Raw genomic sequence first — 19,077 nt, 5'->3', positions numbered from 1 at the left:
ATTTAGCTGGAAATCATCATCCACGCCATATACAGGGCGACGGCCCACATGATGAGCCCCGACACTCGATTGAGGACGCGCAGCAGCCTCCCGGAAGTATCGAGACGCCCGGCCATCCGCCCTGCCAGGCACAGGCCGAAAAACCACAGCCACGAGACGGCGATGCAGGCGGCGGCGAAACCCCATTTTTCCCCTCCGCTGTAGGTGAGCGAGCTGGTCCCGATGACGCCGATCGTATCGAGGATCGCATGCGGATTGAGCAGAGAGACCGAGGCGGCGAAGATCACCTGTTTTTGCGGAGAAAAGCGCTCTGCCTCGCCAGAATCGACGCTCGGTCGGCTGCGCCAGGTCAAATAGCCCATGTACAGCAAAAAGCAGACACCGACCGCATAGAGAATGGTTTTCAGCCAGGTGACGGTCAGCACGACGAGAGAGACGCCGAGCACCGACAGCAAGATCAGCGCGGTATCGCACAGAGCGGCGGTCAGGACGACCGGGATGGCCCGCCACAAGGTCGGCTGCAAGGCCCCCTGATTGAAGACAAAAACATTTTGGGCGCCGAGCGGCAAAATAAGTCCTAACGAAAGAATCCATCCATGCAGGATTGCTTCCATCATGTTGTCGTTCCTCCTTTTCCGGCTGATGACACCAGCCTGCTCCGTTCATTATGACGGGTGAGGCGGTCGCTGTCTCCAGCCAATTGGTTTACCTGAACCCCAACCAATTAGTACAATGAGAGCAGAAAGGGGGAGCGATGCATGATTGCTATTGACTGGAAGCCCGATAAATCCGCAGACATCCCTGTTTATTTACAGATCGTCGCCTACCTGAAGGGCAAAATCGCGTCCGGAGACTGGCCTGTTCATACGGCCCTGCCGACGCAGCGGGCGCTGGCGGCGGCGTTCGGGGTCAATCGCAGTACAGTCGTGACCGCATTGGAGGAGCTAAAGGCAGAGGGCTTGATCGAGGCGACGGTCGGCAGCAAAACGGTCGTCAGCAACAACACCTGGTCCTTGCTGCAGCACGCACCGCCGCCTGACTGGTTGGGCTATGTGCAGCAGGGGCTTCACCCGCCCAATTCTCCAACGATCCAGGACATCAACCGCTGCGAACCGGACCCGCGCTACATCCGGCTCGGAACAGGGGAGCTGTCCCCGCGACTGCTGCCTGCGAAGCAGATGGAGGAGGTCCTGGCCGCAATGGGCGGCAAAGTACCGCTCGGCTACGCGGAGCCAAAAGGGCTCTTGCAACTGCGCCAGGCGATCAGCGGCTATTTGCGGACTCGGGGCGTCGAGGCGTCGCCGGCGTCCATCCTCGTCGTCTCCGGCGCGCTGCAAGCCTTGCAGCTGATCTCCCTCGGCATTTTGCAGCAAGGCTCGGGAATCCTGGTGGAGCAGCCGTCGTATTTGTACTCGCTCCCCCTGTTTCTGTCCGGCATGCGCCTCGTGGGAGTGGCGATGGACGAGGAAGGCATTCGCCCGGAAGCCGTGGCGAGACAAAAGCAGCTGCACAATGCAGCCTTGCTCTACACGATTCCGTCGTACCACAATCCGACGGGGACGCTAATGAGCGATCGGCGCAGGGAGCAACTGCTCGCTGCGTGCATGCGCGAGCGGCTGCCGATCCTCGAGGACGATGTGTACGGCGAGCTGTGGTTCGATCAGCCGGGTCCGCTGCCGCTGAAGTCGCGCGATGCGAACGGTCAGGTGCTCTATGTCGGGAGCCTCTCCAAGACCTTGAGTCCCGGTCTGCGCATCGGCTGGATTGTAGGTCCGGAGCCGGTCATCGAGCGGTTGGCAGACGTGAAGATGCAGACCGACTACGGGGCAAGCAGCTTGTCCCAGGCAGTGGCAGCAGAGTGGCTGGCGTCAGGAAAATACGGGGAACATGTGGGACGGATGCGCGAGGCGCTGCGAGGCAGGAGAAATCACGTGCTGCGGCTGCTGGACAGATGGTTTGGCGATCTGGCAGAATGGCAGGTGCCGGCAGGAGGGTTTTACATCTGGCTGCGGCTGCGCCGTGCCGTTTCGATGCGGGCCTTGTTCTCCCGGGCGCTGGCCGCAGGCATCCTGCTCAATCCAGGGTATGTATACGATCAGTCAGACAACTGCCATTTGCGGCTGTCCTTTGCCTATGCGGTCGAAGACGAGCTGGAGCAGGCGCTGTTTACGGTATCGCGGCTGCTTGCGGCTATGTAAAAGAGGGGCATCCGCAGCGGATGTCCCTCTTGACACTTGGCCTTTGCATCAATGATATGGAAACTGCGTAGAGTATCCGCTGAACTGCTGGTACGCCTGCTGGAGCTTTTGCTGCTCGGCTGCCTCCAGCTTGTACCAGCCCTTGCGGAACATCAGCTCATACACTTCCCGGGCGCTTTGATGCGTCTCGTTCAAGATTTGCAGAAAATCTTGATGCAGCTGCTGGTGGCTCGCTTCCCAGGCAGCCACGTTCAAGCCGTCCGCCAAGTATTTGCACGTCGTCAGACAGTCGTTGAGATAGTCCCGGTCATTCATTTCCGGCCCTTTTACCTGCGGCAGCTGCCCAGTTTGCGGATTGGCGATCTGATTTTGGTTTGGCATCCGGATTCCTCCCTTACTGCATTTGTGGTTGCTGCTGTTGGGATTGTGTCTGCGGGATCGTGGCCATAATCGAAGCGTTGTTGTTCTGCAAATGGGTCAGCAGCTTTTGATAATGCTGCTGGTGCATGCGTCCCGCTTTTTCGAGACACTGCTTCACTTCCGGATCGGTCGCCATCTGGGCAAATGCGTGCAGTTTTTTAAACGCATTCAGCTCCCAGGACAGGGCATCCTTCAAATAGCTCATGTCCTTCGTCGTAATGACGCGGGGCGGCTCGGGAATCGGGGCTTTCGTAAAAGGCGCGGAAGACATGATCGTTGGCATCAGACTGCTCCTTTCGTGTGGGGATACACGTATAGGATGGTCTTGCGGCAGGCAAGTATCCGGTGTGGATTGCAGGCAAAAAAAGATCCGGCCTTCTCCGCCGGATCAACGTTTTTGCGCTTATACGCTGGCAAATTCCAGACCAGCAATTTTGACGTCAATGCTGGCGGGAGCGATATTGAGGCAATAGCTGGCTTCTTTGTAAAGGGCTTGCTGGATATCTCTGGCGACTGCGGGCATATTTGCGCCATAGGGGAGCTTCAAGGAAAGCGTCACCTGCAAGCGAGGCAAATCCTCAAACGTGTACTCCGTTTTTTGGATCTGGCGGACTTCCGGGAAAGCACGGCACGTTCCTTCGACGATCTTGCGCAGCACCTGCGGATGAATGACGATGCGCCCGCCGGTGAAGGGTGGGTGGACGACCGTCGTTTCGCCGATCACTTCTTTTTTGGAGGAAAAGATCTGCTGGGCAGATGAGATCAGACGCTGCAAAAAGTCTTTTTCCACCTCGACGCGGGGGATGGGAATGACGTGCTTGCCCATCGTCTCGCGCACGTAGCGGGCCGCCTCGATTTCCTGCGGAGGCTTGATCGACTCGATCGGGATAAATTCGATGGGAAAGTCCAGTCTCAGCGCTTCCACGATGCGGTCGATCATGCGGCGTGAAGTGCCAAGGATAAGGATGCGGCCCGGCTGGAGCTGCTGCAGCATGCGCCGGACGTCGGAAGCGTGCTCTTCATAATGAAAGATCGCCCGCTTGACGGCCTGAATTTTTGTCCTTTCGTATTTGGCGGAGGTCCCGGCTACCTTGCGCCCCTGGTAGATGAGAATGCCGTCGTCGATAATGGCGTCGATGTTCATGCGATGTGCAAGCTCCAGGGCGCTGGAGCTTTTTCCCGTTCCGCTTGTTCCGTACAAGGCGTAGATTTCCATGGGTACCTCCTTCGCAACTGTTGTCCTCCAAGTATACACGACAGGCAAGGCGGCAAAAAGCTACCGGTACTGCGCACCCATCTCCCGCGATCGCTCCGTGGCGCGAAGAATCGCAGACTTGACGGCCTTCTGGAACTGATACGATTCGAGCACTTCCAGGCCAGCCTGCGTCGTACCGCCGGGGCTGGTCACCTTTTTGCGCAGCAGGGCAGGCTCCTCGCGCGTTTCCATCAGCATGTGGGCAGCGCCGAGCACCGTCTGCAGCGTCAGCTGTCGCGCCATCTCCCTGTCCAGTCCGGCTGTTGCGCCTGCCCCCATCATCGCTTCGACGAGGTAGTAGATGTAAGCAGGGCCGCTGCCGGACAGGCCGGTGATAATATCCAGCTCTTCTTCGGCGACCGTGTAGACCGTGCCGATTGCTTCAAAGAGCCGGGTGGCGAGAGCAAGCTGCTCCTTGCTGGCAAATTCGTTGGCGGCAAGGCCGGTAGCAGACAGGCCGACCGCCGAGGAAGTATTGGGCATCGTGCGGATAATCGGGCAGTCCACGCCGAGCCATTCCCCGATCAGGGAGGTGGAGACTCCGGCGATGACGGAGATGACCAGTTGGCTGGATTTGACCGAGCCAGCCAGCTCTTTGAGCGCCTCTGCCGAATCTTTCGGTTTCATTGCCAAAATGAGAATATCCGATGAACGCGCGACTTCCCATTTGTCGTGGGTCGTGCGTACGCCGTACGTTTGCGCGAGCAGAGCGAGACGCTCCGAGTTGCTCCGGTTGGTCACGCAGATTTGATCGGGGGCGACCAGTTGCTTTTTCAAAATGCCAGCCAGCATCGCCTCCACGATGGAGCCCGCGCCGAGAAAGCCGATTCGTCCTTCAATGGAACAAGCGCGTTGTTCATTCATGGTTGATTCCCTCCTGTCGGACTACCTGATTTGTCCCGTTCCGCGTACGACGTATTTATAGGAAGTAAGTGCCGGCAAGCCCATGGGTCCGCGCGCGTGCAGCTTCTGCGTACTGATGCCGATCTCGGCGCCGAAGCCGAATTCGCCGCCGTCCGTAAAGCGGGTGGACGCGTTGTGGTACACCGTGGTGGCATCCACTGCGGCGAGAAAGCGCTCTGCCGACGCGCGGTCTTCGCTGACGATGGCTTCCGAGTGACCGGTGCTGTGCCGTTGGATGTGCTCCAGAGCATCATTCAGGCTGTCGACCGTGCGTACGGCCATGACGAGCGCGGAAAATTCGGTGTCCCAATCCTGCTCTGTCGCCGTTTTCAGCTGCTCCGCCAAATCGCTGTGCAGGGCGCGAGTCTGTTCGCACGCCCGCAGCTCCACACCTGCCGCCAGCAGTCTGGCGAGCAGGGCATGCTGCCGATCCAGCGGCCATTCCCGGTGCAACAGCAAAGTCTCCGCAGCATTGCAGACGGCGGGACGGCTCGTTTTGGCATTGAGCACGATCGCCTCTGCCATGTCGTAGTGGGCGCTTTGGTCGACGAAGATGTGGCAGTTGCCCACGCCCGTCTCCAGAACAGGGACGCTGGATTGCTGCAGGACGCGCTGGATCAGGCCGGCTCCGCCGCGCGGGATGATGACGTCCACAAGGCCGTTTGCACTGCACAGCAAATCGACGGAGGCGTGTTCTTTGTAAGGGAGATATTGCACCGCATCGGCGGGCACGGCGCTTTTGGACAGGGCACTCCGGATGCTGGCCGTCAGCGCCAGATTGCTCTGCACCGCGCTGTGGCTTCCCCGCAGCACGATGCTGTTACCCGTTTTCAGGGCGATGGCGGCTGCGTCCACCGTGACGTTCGGACGCGCTTCGTAGACCATGCCGATCACGCCGAGCGGGACGCGGATTTGCTCCATCACCAGGCCGTTTGGACGCGTCCAGCTGTCGATCAGCTGTCCGACCGGGTCCTCGAGCCGGATTAGCTGCTCCAGGCTGTCGACCAGGTCGCGGATGCGCGCCGGCGTCAGGCGCAGGCGATCCAGGTAGGAGGCAGGCTGTCCGTCTGCTTCCGCGCGGGCCAAATCCTGTTCATTGGCCGCCAAAATGTTCGCTTCGTCTGCCAAGAGTTGCTCGGCGATCAGGGCGAGCGCCTCGTTTTTTTCCTCCGTCCGCAGCAAGCCCGTCTTCCGCGAGGCTTGCTTGGCCAGCGCCAGCTGTTCAAGCACTTTTGTTTTCAAGCTTTCCATGATTTCCCCAGCTCCTTTTTCTTTCGTTCTTTTCTCTATCTGTCAAACCGGATAAAAGCGGCCTGCGTTCAAATCGTCTGTGTCCACTGGTCCCGATGGATTACGGTGCCGCTGTGCTGCGTCGATCCGGCAGGGGATAAAAATTCCAGCAGCTCCTCGGCAGCGTACCGGCTGACGCCGCGCCCGATCAGGGAACCGTCGCAGTACACCTCAATCACTTCATTTGGCCCGAAGCTGCCGGACACGTCGCGCACGCCGGCGAGCAGCAGGCTGCTGCGTTTTTTCAAAATGGCCTCAGCGGCTCCGCTGTCGATCGTAATGGAGCCGCGAATGGGGGAGTGGAGCGCGATCCATTGCTTGCGGGTCGGCAATCCGCTGGCCGCGGGCGCTTCCGGGCGATAGCTGACGTACGTGCCGTTGCCTTTGCCGCAGATGACCTCGAGCAGATCGTCTGGCTGGTTCAACTTTCCGATAAAGCTCGGAATCCCCAGACCTTGCGCCGTTTTGGCGGCGATCAGCTTGGAGCGCATGCCCCCTGTACCCAGTTGGGAGGCTCCGCCAGCGAGCGCCTCGACTTCCTCCGTAATTTCCTGCAGCCAGCCAATGCGCTTGGCGTCAGGGTTGCTCCTCGGGTCCTTGTCGTACAGTCCGTCTGTGTCGGTGAGAATCATGTACAGATCGGCGTGCACCAATCCGGCTACCAGCGCTCCCAGCATGTCGTTGTCGCCAAACGTCAGCTCGGCGACGGACACGGTATCGTTCTCGTTGATGATCGGCAAAATGTTTTTGTCCAGCAGCAGCGACAGTGTCTGAAACGCGTGCTGGTATCTCCCGCGATGGGAAAAGTCGCTTCTCGTCAGCAAAATTTGCGCCACGCTGAACTGATGGGCAGCGAACATTTGTGTGTAGGTCTGCATCAAGAGACTTTGCCCGATGGCGGCTGCGGCCTGCCTGGCAGCCAGCGTGCGCGGTCGCTGGCGATAGCCAAGGCTTTGATACCCGCTGGCGACCGCCCCCGAAGAGACGAGCACCACCTGATGCCCCGCTTCCCGCAGCTTGCTTACGGCAGAGACGAGGAGCGTCATCTTGCTTCGATCCACGCCGCCTCCTGCCGCCGCCAGCGAACTGCTGCCGACTTTTACGACCAATCGCAACTTGCCCTTTTTCATGTTCAAACCTCCTGATCCCAGACAATATAAAAAGCCCTTTCGTCTCTTTGATAAGGACGAAAGGGCATATGACCTCCGCGGTACCACCTTATTTGACGTCCGGGGCGAAAAGCGCGCTTCCGCCGGGAACGTCCAGCTCTCTTTCTTTGATAACAGGTGAAAGAAACCTGTCCAGGTCATCCCTGGATGCTCCGGGGCGGGTTCAGACCGATTCATGCGCGAAATCTTTCAGCCGGTGGATTTCGCTCTCTGGACCTGAAGGGCGGTCTTACTGTTCCCCGTCATTGCCGATCACATATGGGGTTTATTAATTCACTATTATTCTTCCGCAGTCGCGGAAATGTCAAGGAAATTATTGAAATTGCTCGCTGCCATAAGCACCCATTCTCGATTTGATTTCAAACCGCTTCGTCTTCGCATCGCGGACAAGCTGGTAGCGGATGGTCCGGTCAGAGGCGAAGGCTGGCGTGGTCACATCCTCGACAGTGACGTGCAGCACGCCGTTCGTTTTTTCCACGGTGGTGTTGCGTCTGGAAATCAGGACGGGGTAGTCGCTGCGCGGAAATGCTGCGTACACCTTGCCCTTCACCAGCTTGGTCGACATGTTGTCGTACATGGCTTCGGCCAGCGGCTTGCTCCAGAAGCGGGCAAAATAGCCGACGATCTTCTCCTTGCTGTCAAAGCGCTTGGGCAGCTCCCGATAGACGATGCCATCTTCGCGCACCGTTTTGCCTTTGGCGTTGTCTGCGGCCGCGAAGTACACGTCTTCCAGCGCGTGCTCGGCGCGATTTAAGAAGAGCACAATATCGCCTTTGCTCTCATCGAGCTTTTGCATGGCCGACTGCCTGGGCGGCTTGCTCTGCGTTTTCGCGTTTTCTTGGGAAGGTGTATTGCATCCGGAGAGGAGCAGGAGGGCGGAAAGTAAAAATATCCAGCTTTTCCAACGTTTCATGAGCGCATCCCCTTTTGTTGGCACAGACTTTCCTGTTAGCGTGTGCAGGTTTTCGCTCTGACAGACGTGGAAACATTTTCCCCACACAGGAAAAAGGCTGCATGGAACATGACGTGTGGAAAAAGGAAACAGGATGGGGCTTGTCTCTCCGTACGATTATGTCTATCATGAAGAGAGTTGTGCAGATCGAGTCAATTGAGGTGGAAATATATGTTTGGTTTTGGAAAAAAGGCAAAGAAGCTGGATGGAATCGACATTCTCATTATCAAGGCGGACGAAGCGGCAAACCGCAATTTTTATCAGGTGGCCTTTCCCAGCATCGTCGCCAATGACATTTTGTCGATGCTGCAAAAATTGGAAAAGTCGAAGTTGAATAAACCGGAAGTGCTCGGGGAAATCGGCGGCTTCCGCATCGTCACCCATCTGGAAGCGCTGACGGGATTTGACATTCTCGACGATGCAGACATCGAGGCGCATCCGGTGCAAATCCAGGATTTTGCGAACATGCTGCTGCGCCGTCTGGAAGTTCACGAAGAGAAGGGGACGGCGGGAGATTCCGAGGAACTCGCTTTCCTCATGGGCGAATTGACCATGCTGCGGGATGGAAGCTTCGTACCCCAGATGTAAGAGAGGCAAGAGCGGCTTTCTGCCAGGAAAAGGGCTATGGTACAACCATAGGCCCTTTTTTATTTGCAACCTTCTTCCAGTCTGATCGTATAGATAGAGGATGGTCTGGAAGGATGAGGAAAATAGAGGCGCGAAAAACAGGAGGGACGCTATGATTGAACTGCGAGGTGTGACAAAAAGCTACAACGGCACGAGAAAAGCCGTCGACAACTTGAATCTGCAAATCCCCAGGGGCGAAATTTTCGGCTTTCTTGGTCCAAACGGAGCCGGAAAAACGACCACGATCAAAATGATCACCGGGATCATTCGTCCGGATGCCGGAGAGATCACCATCAATGGGAAAAACATCGCCTCTGATGCACTGGCTGCCAAGCGCCAGTTTGGATACGTGCCGGACAGCCCGGATCAGTTTTTGCGCTTGAAAGGGCTGGAGTATCTGCGCTTCATGGCGGACATTTACGAAGTGCCGGAGCAGGAGCGGCAGGAGCGGATCGTGCAGCTGGCCCGTCGCTTCGACATGACAGATGCTCTCGGGGATACCATCCAAAGCTACTCGCACGGGATGCGGCAAAAGATTCAGATCATGGGTGTGCTCCTTCACCGTCCGGAAGTATGGATACTTGATGAGCCGCTCACGGGGCTGGACCCAAGGTCGTCGTTCACCTTGAAGGAAATGATGCGGGAACACGCGGACAGCGGCAGAACCGTTTTCTTTTCCACGCACGTGCTCGAAGTGGCGGAGAAGCTGTGCGATCGGGTCGCTATCATCAGCAAGGGGACGATCCTTTTTTGCGGCACGTTCGCCGAGATGCAGCAGCATTTTCAGTCGAACCGTTCACTGGAGAGCCTGTTCCTGGAGTTGACCCAGAATGAATAAAGGCATGAAAAAAGTGCTGCTCCTGACCAAAATCATACTGAAAAATGCCGGATCGCCGCTGAAATGGCGGGGCAGCGGCTGGAAGTCGTACTGGATTCTGTTTGCGGTCGCGGCAGGAATGATCCCGCTCATTGCGTCGGTGTCTGCTTTTTCGTCGTCCCTGTACGACGGGCTGGCACAAATCGGGCAGGAGGGTGCCTTGCTCGGAATCGGGGTGGCAGGCTCGTCGCTGGCGATTTTTCTGCTCGGGATCGTCTACGTGTTGAGCGTCTTTTACTATTCGCAGGATGTGGAGCATTTGTTGCCGTTGCCGCTAACCCCCGGGCAAATTCTCGGAGCGAAATTTCTGGTCGCGCTTTTGTATGAGTACCTGACGGCGCTCGTCATGGTCATGCCGATTTTCGTCACGTTCGGGATCAAGAGCGGGGGCGGGGTGCTCTATTACCTTTATGCGCTGGTCGTCTACCTCGTCCTGCCGATCGTCCCTCTCGCGCTGGCGATCCTCGTCGTCATGGTGTTCATGCGTTATACCAACATCGGCAAAAGCAAAGACCGCATTCGCCTGATCGGGGGGCTGCTCGCGATCGCTGCGGCAATCGGGTTTCAGGCTTTTGCCCAGCGCCAGGCGAGCGGTACCGGGGGACTCGAACAGCTTCAGCAGATGATCGCCGCCCAAAATCAAGGGCTGGTCGGCATCGTGACCAGGATCTTTCCTGCGAGCAAATTTGCCGCGCTCGCCCTGCTCGAGAACAGCGCCATCAGCGGGTTCGGCTATTTGGTCGCCTATTGCCTGGTGGCGGCTGTCAGCTTTGCCGCAATTATGTGGGCAGGCAGCTACCTGTACTTCGCCGGCGTGATGGGAATCAGCGAGTCGCGGGCCAGACGCAGGCAGCTCGATGAGACGGCCTGGCGCAAAGGCTTCAAAGCCCGACCGGTCTGGCTGGCGTATGCGGCCAAAGAGTGGAAGATGCTGGTGAGAACGCCGGCGTTCCTCATGAATTGCGCGCTCCCCAGCTTGTTCATGCCGCTGTTTGGCCTCGTGCCGCTATTGAGCCGCCACGACAGCGGGGAGCTGCTGGCAGCGCTTGGCGACTGGCTGCAAGGGGAAGGCATGGGCGGAATGAGCGTAGCCTTATTCTTCGGGCTGTTCCTGCTGGTTGCAGGGACGAACAGCACGTCTGTCACGGCGATTACGAGGGAAGGACAGGGCTTCTTTCTGAACAAGAGCCTGCCTGTTCCATACGGGCAGCTCCTGGCGGCGAAGCTCATCCCGGGCTTCGCGCTCAGCGTATTCAGCATGCTGCTGCTCGCGGGCGAAGCAGCCTGGCTCATCCAGCTCCCGCCGCTGTTCGTCATTTTGGCTGTGGCGGTCGGCATCCCGGGCATTTTCTTTATGCACCTGCTTGGTCTCATGCTCGATCTGCGGAACCCGAAGCTGGAGTGGGGCTCCGAACAGGAGGCAGTGAAGCAAAATCTGAGCCCGCTGTTTTTCATGATCCTTGGAGTGGTCACAGCAGGGCTGGCCATCGGGGCGGCCTATTTGCTGCAGACCTCGCTCGTCGCGATGGGAGCCGGACTGTTGCTCGTGTTTGCGCTGGCAGACTTCGCGCTCTGGAGATTGTTGATGAAAAAAGGACCGGTGTGGCTGGAGCAAATCGAAGGCTGAATCGCTTGCCGTTGTCAGGCCGCCCTTTCTGCAGAGAGAGGTCGGCCCTTTTTTCGTTCAAAACCTAAAGCAGGGCGGCATTCTTCCCGATACAAGTAAAGGATTTCTCCCTTTGGAAGAATACAGGGAATAGATGAAAAGTTACAGATTCATGCCGGAGGGAAAGGAGAAAAATCGTGATGAAAAAGCGCATCGTTATGGGTTTTCTCACGGCCATGCTCGTGCTGCAAAGCTTTTTGGCAGGCAATGCGAGCGCGGCGGCAGCCGTGACCTTCCAAGACCTGAACGGGCACTGGGCAGAGCAGTCGGTGAACGAATTGGCGAAACTCGGCATCGTCAAAGGAAACGCCAGGCAGCTGTTTTACCCGAACAGCCCCATTTCGCGCGGAGAGGCACTCGCCATGCTGAACCGGGTGTTTGAATCGGTCTTTGGGCCGATCGCGAAGCCGCAGCGCAAGCTAAACATCGATTACCGCTACCAGCAGCGCTGGGAGATCGAGCAGCTGCTGACCAACATGGACACCTTGCTGGAGATTGAGACCGGGATCAAAGGAGACTATGATCCGGGGGACAGGATGCTCTACTACCTGTACATTTCCGACAGCGGCCAGCTCATCAAGAAGCCGGAGAAGGAAAATCCGGACTGGTGGCTGTCGTCCGCAGCCTTCCAAAGACCGATGACGCGCGAGGAAGCGAGCCTGATCCTGTTCCACATGCTCACCCCGCAAATTTACCGGACAGCCAACATCAGGCCGCAGGATGCCGCCTCCTTCTTCACGAGCTACTACGAGTGGAAGCAGGAAAGCTACTATCGGGATACATACTCGCCGTACGCGACCGCGATCCGCGAATTCAACCTGTTCGCGTCGCCGACCACCCTTCAGCCCGACAATCTCATGACCCGCGCCGAATACGCAGTCGTCATGAAGCGTTTGCTTGACTATTACAAAAATCAGGCATTGCTGCAATTTAGGAGCAAAGGCAAGCCGCAGCAAAAAATGGCAGCCGTCTTCCTGAAGGCAGCCAGCCTCGCTTATGAAACGAAAAACCAGGCAAAGCTGCTCCAATATTTTACGCCGGCGGCCCTCACCAGCATGGGCAAACTGCCGCGAGTGCCGACGTCAACCGCGCTGGCGAATCTGACAGTGCTGACAGACGAGACCGACAACAAGCTGCTGTGGCTGGTCGGAGATTACAAGTACGGCCTGAACGGAAGCCTCCGCGTCGAATATCGGCTGGACCCCGATCCGACGAGCACGTATGGACGCAAGATTGCGGCTGTGCTGTATAGCCAAAAGTAAGCCTGCCGATGTCAGGGATAGAGCTGCGAACGGCGGCTCTGTCCCGTTTTTTTCGGGCCAGGGGGGATGTTCAGGAAAAAAACACCAGATGCCGACTTGCGCCAATTGCAAATGACAGAATTTTCGATTACAATGAAAATGAACGGTGATTCAGCAGGTGGATGGATGCATCTCCAGACGCATAAATTCGTCTGAAAAAGGGATGTGCTTTTTTACATCCACAAACTGAATGAGTATTCATTCAACGAAATACATGAGTCTCTGCTGACAGGAATATCTATGGAAAAGGAGAAGTTTACGTTACAAGAAAACTCTGGCTATTTGAAAATTAGGTATTCACCGGAGCGTCAATTTTGTATCGAGGAGGATATGTAGATGGAACGCAAAATTCGCAAGGCGGCCGTTCTCGGGGCCGGCGTGATGGGAGCAGGCATAGCAGGGCACCTGGCCAACGTCGGCATCCCCGTTTACTTGCTGGACATCGTGCCGCGGGAGTTGACTGCTGACGAGAGCCAAAAAAGGCTGACCCTGGCAGATGCAGTCGTACGAAATCGCATCGCGCAAGCAGGCAAGGACCGGCTGCTCAAGGATAAGCCGGCTCCGCTCTACGATAAAAAGAACGTGGATTTGATCACGGTCGGCAACTTCGAGGATCATCTGTCCGTACTCGGCGAGGTGGACTGGATCATCGAGGTGGTCGTGGAAAATCTCGAGGTCAAGAAAAGCGTCTTTGCCATGGTGGAAGCGCACCGCAAGCCGGGCACGATCATCACCTCCAACACATCGGGCGTATCCATCAACGAAATGGCGGAGGGCAGGTCGGATGACTTCCGTAAGCACTTTCTCGGCACGCATTTTTTCAATCCTCCCCGCTACCTGAAGCTGCTGGAGATCATTCCGGGCAACGACACGGACCCGGCAGTCGTCGATTTTATGATGCACTTCGGAGAGCATGTGCTCGGCAAAGGCACGGTGCTCTGCAAGGATACACCGAACTTCATCGCGAACCGCATCGGTACATACGGGCTGCAGGTCTCACTCCACGAGCTCGAGCGTCTCGGCCTGTCTGTCGATGAAGCAGACGCTCTCACCGGTCCGGTGATCGGGCGTCCGAAAAGCGCGACGTTCCGCACATTGGATGTGGTCGGGCTGGACACCTACGTGCACGTCGCAAACAACATGAAAAGCAAGAGCCGGGACGAGCAGGAAAAAGTAATCTTTGAAGTGCCGCCGTTCGTGCTGCAAATGGTCGAGAAGCGCTGGATCGGGCAAAAGGCGGGCCAAGGCTTCTTCAAACAGGTCAAGACGGCGCAGGGCAAGGAAATCCATGCACTCGATCTCCAGACGCTGGAGTACCGCCCAAGCATCAAGGCGAAGTTCCCGTCACTCGATGCGGCCAAGGCGGCGAAATCGCTGCCGGAAAAGCTGAGGACACTCGTGTACGGCAAAGACAAAGGCAGCGAATTCGTCTGGAGCGTATTCAAGAAAGTGCTGCTCTACGCCGCTGAAAAAGTGTATGAGATCGCCGATGACATCGTCGCCGTCGACCAGGCGTTGAAATGGGGCTTCGGCTGGGAGCTGGGGCCATTCGAGACGTGGGATGCGATCGGAGTCGAGAAGTCGGTCGCCCGGATGCGCGAGGAAGGCGAGACGATTCCGGCACTCGTGGAGGAGCTGCTGGCGAGCGGCAAAACTTCCTTCTATCAAAAGAACGAGGGGCGCACAGCGGCATTCGCTATTGGCGGCGTTTACAAGGGAGTCGAGGAGAAAAAGGAAAAAATCAACCTCGCAGCGCTCAAGGAGCAGGGCAAGCTGATCCGCAAAAACGCAGGTGCCGCCTTGATCGATTTGGGTGACGGCGTGGCGTGTCTCGAGTTTACTTCGCCGAACAATGCCTTGGGACTGGATGTTTTGCAGATGGCGAACATCGCGGCGGAAGAAGTGCAGAAAAACTTCGCCGGCCTCGTCATCGGCAACCAGGGCAAAAACTTTTGCGTCGGGATGAACCTGGCGATGGCCTTGCTGGAAGCGCAGGACGAAAACTGGCTGGAGCTCGACATGCTCGTCACCAATTTCCACAAGGCGGCGCGGGCTCTGCGCTACATGCATCGCCCGGTCGTGGCTGCACCGTTTGGCATGACGCTCGGCGGCGGCGTGGAAGTGGTCTATCTGGCGGACAGAGTGCAGGCGTCTGCGGAGACGTACCTTGGCCTCGTGGAAGTCGGGGTAGGGCTGCTCCCGGGGGGCGGCGGCACGAAGGAAATGCTGTTCCGCGCCATGGAACAGGTGCCGGAGGGCGGCAGCGTGCCTGTCGACTCGTTCCCGTTCGTGGCGAGAGCATTCGAGACGATCGCGACGGCCAAAGTCTCTACCAGCGGACAGGACGCTATCAACCTTGGCTACTTGCGCAAGTCCGACCGGATCAGCGTCAATCCCGACCACCTGCTGTACGATGCCAAGCAGCTCGTGCTCGCCATGGACAGGGAAGGCTACACGCCGCCTGCGCCGCGCAAGATTCGCGTCATCGGGGAGACCGGCTACGCCACCCTGCGGCAAAACGTGTACGCGATGAAAAAGAGCGGCTACATCACGGATCACGATGAACTGATCGCGAGCAAGATCGCCTACGTCATGTCGGGCGGCAGCGTGCCGGCGGGGACGGAAGTGACGGAGGAGTACATTCTCGAGCTGGAAAAGCAGGCGTTCCTCGAACTGATCAAGACGCCGAAGACGCAGCAGCGGATGCAGCACATGCTGACCAAAAACAAGCCATTGCGCAACTAGCACTTGGGGAGGACTCGCAGGCGCAAGTAGGGAGAAGGAGGCAAACACACGATGAGAGAAGCAGTGATCGTCGCAGGTGCCCGCACTGCTGTCGGCAGAGCGAAGCGCGGCAGCCTGAAGGACGTACACCCGGTAGACATGGGGGGAGCGGTCGTCAGCGATTTGCTGCGCCGCGTTCCGCAATTGGACCCTGGAGAGATCGATGACGTGATTATAGGGACTGCGACCCCGGAAGCGGAGCAGGGCATGAATGTGGCGCGGCTGATCGGGCTGCGCGCCGGCCTGCCGACCAGTGTGGCAGGCGTCACCATCAACCGTTTTTGCTCGTCCGGTCTGCAGAGCATCGCCTATGCCGCCCAGCAGATCATCACGGGCGGCGCGGATGTGATCGTGGCCGGAGGCGTGGAGAGCATGAGCCTGTTGCCGATGGTCGGCCACAAAGTTGCACTCAACCCGACCTTGGTGGAGACGAAGCCGGAAGCGTACATGAGCATGGGCCACACCGCCGAAGAAGTAGCCAAACGGTACCATGTCACGCGGGAAGATCAGGATGCGTTTTCCCTGCGCAGCCACCAGAGAGCGACGGCGGCCATCGCGTCGGGCAAATTTCAGGAGGAGATCGTGCCGCTCACGGTGAAGCAGCATTCCTTTGACGCAAACGGAAAGCTGCAGGTGACGGAGAAAGTGTTCCGGATCGACGAAGGGCCGCGCCCAGACACGACGCTGGAGGCGCTGGCCAGATTGAAGCCGGTGTTCCATGTGCAAGGCACCGTGACAGCGGGCAACTCCTCGCAGACGAGCGACGGCGCCGCTGCTGTCCTGGTCATGTCCGCCGGAAAGGCAGCCGAGCTGGGGGCAGTACCGATCGCCAGGTTCCGCTCGTTTGCCGTTGGCGGGGTCGATCCGGACGTGATGGGGATTGGTCCGATTGTGGCGATCCCGAAAGCGCTGAAAATGGCGGGGCTTGACATCGAGGACATCGACCTGTTCGAGCTGAATGAAGCCTTTGCCTCCCAGGCAGTCGCCGTCATCCGCGAGCTGGGACTGGATGAGGAAAAGGTAAACGTCAACGGCGGGGCGATCGCGCTCGGTCACCCGATGGGCTGCACCGGCACCAGGCTGACGATTTCCATCCTGAACGAATTGAAGCGCCGCGGCGGCAAGTACGGCGTCGTCACCATGTGTGTCGGCGGCGGGATGGGAGCAGCCGGCGTGTTTGAAATCTTGTAAAGACTACTTTTCCAATAAAGGAGCGAGATGGCGATGGCAGATACAAAAGAATTGATCCGCGGCGGGAGCTTTCTGATTGATGTCGGTTCGGCTGACGATGTGTTCGTTCCGGAGGAGTATACCGACGAACAGAAGATGATTGCCAAGATGACGGAGGACTTCATCAACAACGAAGTGCGCCCGCATCTGGAAAAGCTGGAAAACCACCAGTTCGACATTTCGGTCCGCCTCTTGAAGGAAGCGGGACAGCTCGGACTGCTCGCCGGAGATGTGCCGGAGAAGTACGAAGGGCTGGGGCTGGATAAAGTGAGCACCGCGCTGGTGACTGAAAAGTTCTCTCTGGCACGCGGCTTTGCCCTCAGCTACGGCGCGCACGTAGGGATCGGCTCCTTGCCGATCGTCTATTTCGGCAATGAAGACCAGAAGCGCCGCTACTTGCCTGACCTCGCATCCGGCGCGCGCATCGCGGCCTACTGCCTGACCGAGCCGGGTTCTGGCTCGGATGCACTCGGGGCGAAGACGACGGCTACCCTGTCCGCAGACGGCACGCATTACATTTTGAACGGGGAAAAGCAGTGGATTACAAACGCGGGCTTCGCTGACGTGTTTATCGTTTACGCGAAGATCGACGGCGAGAAGTTCACCGCCTTTATCGTCGAGCGGACGTTCCCTGGCGTATCGTTCGGGGCGGAAGAGAAGAAAATGGGGATCAAGAGCTCCTCGACGCGCACGGTTATCCTGCAAGACGTGCCGGTACCGGTGGAAAATGTGCTGGGTGAGCCGGGCCGCGGCCACGTCATCGCGTTTAACATCCTGAACGTCGGCCGCTACAAGCTGGCAGTCGGAGCAGTAGGCTCGGCGAAGCATGCGCTGGGGATCGCCACGAACTACGCCAAGGAGCGCAAGCAGTTCAAGACGCCGCTCGTGAACTTCACCCTGATCAAAAACAAACTGGCGAACATGGCGCTCAGGACGTACGCAGCGGAAAGCTCTGTATACCGCACCGTCGGACTGTTCGATACCGCCCTGAGCCGCCTGGGCGAGAAAGCCGAACAAGGGTCGGAAGTGGCCAAGGCCATCGCGGACTATGCCATCGAGTGCTCCATCAACAAAGTATTCGCTACGGAAGTGTTGGACTACGTAGTGGACGAGGGCGTGCAAATTCACGGCGGATACGGCTTCATGTCCGAGTACGAGATCGAGAACATGTACCGCGATTCGCGCATCAACCGCATTTTTGAAGGCACCAACGAGATCAACCGCCTGCTCATTCCGGACACTCTGGTGAAAAAGGCGATGAAGGGCGAACTACCGCTTCTGCAAGCCGCCGCCAGCCTGCAGGAAGAGCTGCTCAGCTACTATCCGCAGGAGATTGAGGATGCGCCGCTCGCCATGGAAAAACACCTGATCGACATGACGCGCAAAATCATCCTGATGGTGGCGGGTTCCGCGCTGATGAAATACCAGCAGGCGATCTCCAGGGAGCAGGAGCTTCTCGCTTTCGCAGCCGACATGCTGATCGAGCTGTATGCGATGGACAGCGTCGTGAAGCGCACGGAAAAGGCGATCGCAGCAAACGGCCTGGAAAACGAACAGCAAAAGCTCAACATGACCACCGTCTACGTGCACGAAGCCTTCGACCGCGTAGAAGCATGGGCCAAGGAAGCGCTGGCTGCCATGGAGGAAGGCGACGAGCTGCGCATGCGCCTGTCCATTTTGAAAAAGCTGACCCGCCGCACGCCGATCAATACGGTGCACTTGAAACGCGCGATTGCGGACCGCGTGATCGAAGCGGGCGGATACGCCGTTTAAGCGCTGCAAGGAAAGAAAAGAGAGGAGCTGGATACGTCCAGTTCCTCTCTATACAAGAAGTGGAAAACCACCCCCATCAGCTGACAGGGGTGGTTTCGCCATGCTCATGCGGATTAGTAGATCGCTTCCCAGCCTGCAGGTGTGACGAACAGGCGGATCGCTTTGATTTTGCGGTCGTCCATCAGGGTGAAGTAGTGGCGGAAGTTCGGCGGCACGGAAATCAGGTCGCCCGGCTCCAGCTCGACGTCGAAGTAGCGTCCGTCTTTGCCTTTGATCGCGAAGATGCCGTGTCCGTCTACGCAGAAGCGGCACTCGTCGTCGATGTGGTGATGCTCGTTTTTGAATTTGACCAGAAGATCGTCCAGATTCGGCGTTGCGTCGGAGAGGACGACGATGTCAGCGGTCAGGTAGCCGCGGCGTTGGCTGATCGCCTCGATCTCCGGCTTGAACGCGTCGAGAATCTCTTGTTTTTCTTCTTCGGTCGGGCTGTAGTTGTCACGGTGTTTCGGGTCCAGGCGGTCGACTCCCCATTTCTCGTAGATGATCTCCTGGGTGTTCAGGAAGCTGATGACTTCCTCCGGCGAACTAATGTACTCGTTGGTGTCGTGAAAACGAATTTGTGCCATTTTTGT

Annotated in this window: 17 protein-coding genes; 8 read left to right on the top strand and 9 right to left on the bottom strand. The window is 57.8% G+C overall.

Annotated elements, in window-relative coordinates; translation table 11 throughout:
* Positions 1-2 precede the first annotated feature (2 nt).
* The gene (locus ACFSO0_RS11025) at positions 3-617 is read right to left on the bottom strand and encodes a LysE/ArgO family amino acid transporter (RefSeq protein WP_376879989.1); all 615 of its coding nucleotides are present in this window, start codon (positions 615-617) and stop codon (positions 3-5) included.
* Positions 618-758: 141 nt separating this feature from the next.
* Between ACFSO0_RS11025 and ACFSO0_RS11020 the strand changes: the two genes are divergently transcribed.
* Positions 759-2,198, top strand: coding sequence for an aminotransferase-like domain-containing protein (locus ACFSO0_RS11020; RefSeq protein ID WP_376879987.1), 1,440 nt, complete (start codon positions 759-761; stop codon positions 2,196-2,198).
* A 48-nt stretch (positions 2,199-2,246) separates the two neighbouring features.
* Here ACFSO0_RS11020 and ACFSO0_RS11015 read toward each other — a convergent pair whose 3' ends face one another.
* From ACFSO0_RS11015 to ACFSO0_RS10985, 7 genes are all read right to left on the bottom strand, one after another.
* Positions 2,247-2,579 carry a spore coat protein gene (locus tag ACFSO0_RS11015; protein WP_376879985.1) on the bottom strand — a complete coding sequence of 111 codons (333 nt, stop codon included), beginning with the start codon at positions 2,577-2,579 and terminating at the stop codon, positions 2,247-2,249.
* A 13-nt stretch (positions 2,580-2,592) separates the two neighbouring features.
* On the bottom strand, positions 2,593-2,901 hold the full coding sequence (locus ACFSO0_RS11010) for a ferritin-like domain-containing protein (RefSeq protein ID WP_376879983.1): 309 nt from the start codon (positions 2,899-2,901) through the stop codon (positions 2,593-2,595).
* A 120-nt stretch (positions 2,902-3,021) separates the two neighbouring features.
* Positions 3,022-3,834 carry a hypothetical protein gene (locus ACFSO0_RS11005; RefSeq protein ID WP_376879980.1) on the bottom strand — a complete coding sequence of 271 codons (813 nt, stop codon included), beginning with the start codon at positions 3,832-3,834 and terminating at the stop codon, positions 3,022-3,024.
* A gap of 60 nt (positions 3,835-3,894) precedes the next feature.
* Complete coding sequence (gene proC, locus ACFSO0_RS11000; RefSeq protein WP_376879977.1) at positions 3,895-4,737, bottom strand: pyrroline-5-carboxylate reductase; 843 nt, start codon at positions 4,735-4,737, stop codon at positions 3,895-3,897.
* A gap of 21 nt (positions 4,738-4,758) precedes the next feature.
* Positions 4,759-6,066, bottom strand: coding sequence for a glutamate-5-semialdehyde dehydrogenase (locus tag ACFSO0_RS10995; protein WP_376880233.1), 1,308 nt, complete (start codon positions 6,064-6,066; stop codon positions 4,759-4,761).
* Positions 6,067-6,095: 29 nt separating this feature from the next.
* On the bottom strand, positions 6,096-7,196 hold the full coding sequence (gene proB / locus ACFSO0_RS10990) for a glutamate 5-kinase (RefSeq protein WP_376879975.1): 1,101 nt from the start codon (positions 7,194-7,196) through the stop codon (positions 6,096-6,098).
* 352 nt (positions 7,197-7,548) lie between these two features.
* Positions 7,549-8,148, bottom strand: a complete 600-nt coding sequence (locus ACFSO0_RS10985) for a hypothetical protein (RefSeq protein ID WP_376879973.1) — start codon at positions 8,146-8,148, stop codon at positions 7,549-7,551.
* 210 nt (positions 8,149-8,358) lie between these two features.
* On the opposite strand from ACFSO0_RS10985, the gene ACFSO0_RS10980 reads away from it, so the two are divergent.
* The 7 genes from ACFSO0_RS10980 to ACFSO0_RS10950 all read left to right on the top strand — a co-directional run bounded on the left by ACFSO0_RS10980 (position 8,359) and on the right by ACFSO0_RS10950 (position 18,445).
* Entirely contained in the window at positions 8,359-8,775 is a 417-nt protein-coding gene (locus ACFSO0_RS10980; RefSeq protein WP_376879971.1) for a hypothetical protein, read from the top strand.
* Between the two features lie 151 nt (positions 8,776-8,926).
* On the top strand, positions 8,927-9,652 hold the full coding sequence (locus ACFSO0_RS10975; protein ID WP_376879969.1) for an ABC transporter ATP-binding protein: 726 nt from the start codon (positions 8,927-8,929) through the stop codon (positions 9,650-9,652).
* Positions 9,645-11,318: a putative ABC transporter permease subunit gene (locus tag ACFSO0_RS10970; protein WP_376879967.1), complete on the top strand. Its 1,674-nt coding sequence runs from the start codon at positions 9,645-9,647 to the stop codon at positions 11,316-11,318. Before ACFSO0_RS10975 ends, ACFSO0_RS10970 begins: the two co-directional genes overlap by 8 nt.
* A 179-nt stretch (positions 11,319-11,497) precedes the next feature.
* On the top strand, positions 11,498-12,619 hold the full coding sequence (locus ACFSO0_RS10965; RefSeq protein ID WP_376879964.1) for an S-layer homology domain-containing protein: 1,122 nt from the start codon (positions 11,498-11,500) through the stop codon (positions 12,617-12,619).
* A 375-nt stretch (positions 12,620-12,994) separates the two neighbouring features.
* Positions 12,995-15,403, top strand: a complete 2,409-nt coding sequence (locus ACFSO0_RS10960) for a 3-hydroxyacyl-CoA dehydrogenase/enoyl-CoA hydratase family protein (RefSeq protein WP_376879962.1) — start codon at positions 12,995-12,997, stop codon at positions 15,401-15,403.
* 51 nt (positions 15,404-15,454) lie between these two features.
* Positions 15,455-16,633, top strand: coding sequence for an acetyl-CoA C-acetyltransferase (locus ACFSO0_RS10955; RefSeq protein WP_376879960.1), 1,179 nt, complete (start codon positions 15,455-15,457; stop codon positions 16,631-16,633).
* A 33-nt stretch (positions 16,634-16,666) separates the two neighbouring features.
* Positions 16,667-18,445: an acyl-CoA dehydrogenase family protein gene (locus tag ACFSO0_RS10950; RefSeq protein WP_376879957.1), complete on the top strand. Its 1,779-nt coding sequence runs from the start codon at positions 16,667-16,669 to the stop codon at positions 18,443-18,445.
* Between the two features lie 113 nt (positions 18,446-18,558).
* On the opposite strand, the gene ACFSO0_RS10945 is transcribed toward ACFSO0_RS10950, so the two are convergent.
* Positions 18,559-19,071 carry a 1,2-dihydroxy-3-keto-5-methylthiopentene dioxygenase gene (locus ACFSO0_RS10945; RefSeq protein ID WP_376879955.1) on the bottom strand — a complete coding sequence of 171 codons (513 nt, stop codon included), beginning with the start codon at positions 19,069-19,071 and terminating at the stop codon, positions 18,559-18,561.
* Positions 19,072-19,077: the final 6 nt, after the last annotated feature.

This window comes from Brevibacillus sp. GCM10020057, from assembly GCF_042683565.1.
In the GTDB taxonomy this organism is placed as follows: domain Bacteria; phylum Bacillota; class Bacilli; order Brevibacillales; family Brevibacillaceae; genus Brevibacillus.
Note: the sequence above shows the minus strand (reverse complement) of the source record. Positions and strands in the feature narration are given on the sequence as shown.

What these genes read in the sequence shown, in the direction of transcription:
- ACFSO0_RS11025 (WP_376879989.1), bottom strand. Translation starts at nt 617, where the DNA reads ATGATGGAAGCAATCCTGCATGGATGGATTCTTTCGTTAGGACTTATT.
- ACFSO0_RS11020 (WP_376879987.1), top strand. Translation starts at nt 759, where the DNA reads ATGATTGCTATTGACTGGAAGCCCGATAAATCCGCAGACATCCCTGTT.
- ACFSO0_RS11015 (WP_376879985.1), bottom strand. Translation starts at nt 2,579, where the DNA reads ATGCCAAACCAAAATCAGATCGCCAATCCGCAAACTGGGCAGCTGCCG.
- ACFSO0_RS11010 (WP_376879983.1), bottom strand. Translation starts at nt 2,901, where the DNA reads ATGCCAACGATCATGTCTTCCGCGCCTTTTACGAAAGCCCCGATTCCC.
- ACFSO0_RS11005 (WP_376879980.1), bottom strand. Translation starts at nt 3,834, where the DNA reads ATGGAAATCTACGCCTTGTACGGAACAAGCGGAACGGGAAAAAGCTCC.
- proC (WP_376879977.1), bottom strand. Translation starts at nt 4,737, where the DNA reads ATGAATGAACAACGCGCTTGTTCCATTGAAGGACGAATCGGCTTTCTC.
- proB (WP_376879975.1), bottom strand. Translation starts at nt 7,196, where the DNA reads ATGAAAAAGGGCAAGTTGCGATTGGTCGTAAAAGTCGGCAGCAGTTCG.
- ACFSO0_RS10985 (WP_376879973.1), bottom strand. Translation starts at nt 8,148, where the DNA reads ATGAAACGTTGGAAAAGCTGGATATTTTTACTTTCCGCCCTCCTGCTC.
- ACFSO0_RS10980 (WP_376879971.1), top strand. Translation starts at nt 8,359, where the DNA reads ATGTTTGGTTTTGGAAAAAAGGCAAAGAAGCTGGATGGAATCGACATT.
- ACFSO0_RS10975 (WP_376879969.1), top strand. Translation starts at nt 8,927, where the DNA reads ATGATTGAACTGCGAGGTGTGACAAAAAGCTACAACGGCACGAGAAAA.
- ACFSO0_RS10970 (WP_376879967.1), top strand. Translation starts at nt 9,645, where the DNA reads ATGAATAAAGGCATGAAAAAAGTGCTGCTCCTGACCAAAATCATACTG.
- ACFSO0_RS10965 (WP_376879964.1), top strand. Translation starts at nt 11,498, where the DNA reads ATGAAAAAGCGCATCGTTATGGGTTTTCTCACGGCCATGCTCGTGCTG.
- ACFSO0_RS10960 (WP_376879962.1), top strand. Translation starts at nt 12,995, where the DNA reads ATGGAACGCAAAATTCGCAAGGCGGCCGTTCTCGGGGCCGGCGTGATG.
- ACFSO0_RS10955 (WP_376879960.1), top strand. Translation starts at nt 15,455, where the DNA reads ATGAGAGAAGCAGTGATCGTCGCAGGTGCCCGCACTGCTGTCGGCAGA.
- ACFSO0_RS10950 (WP_376879957.1), top strand. Translation starts at nt 16,667, where the DNA reads ATGGCAGATACAAAAGAATTGATCCGCGGCGGGAGCTTTCTGATTGAT.
- ACFSO0_RS10945 (WP_376879955.1), bottom strand. Translation starts at nt 19,071, where the DNA reads ATGGCACAAATTCGTTTTCACGACACCAACGAGTACATTAGTTCGCCG.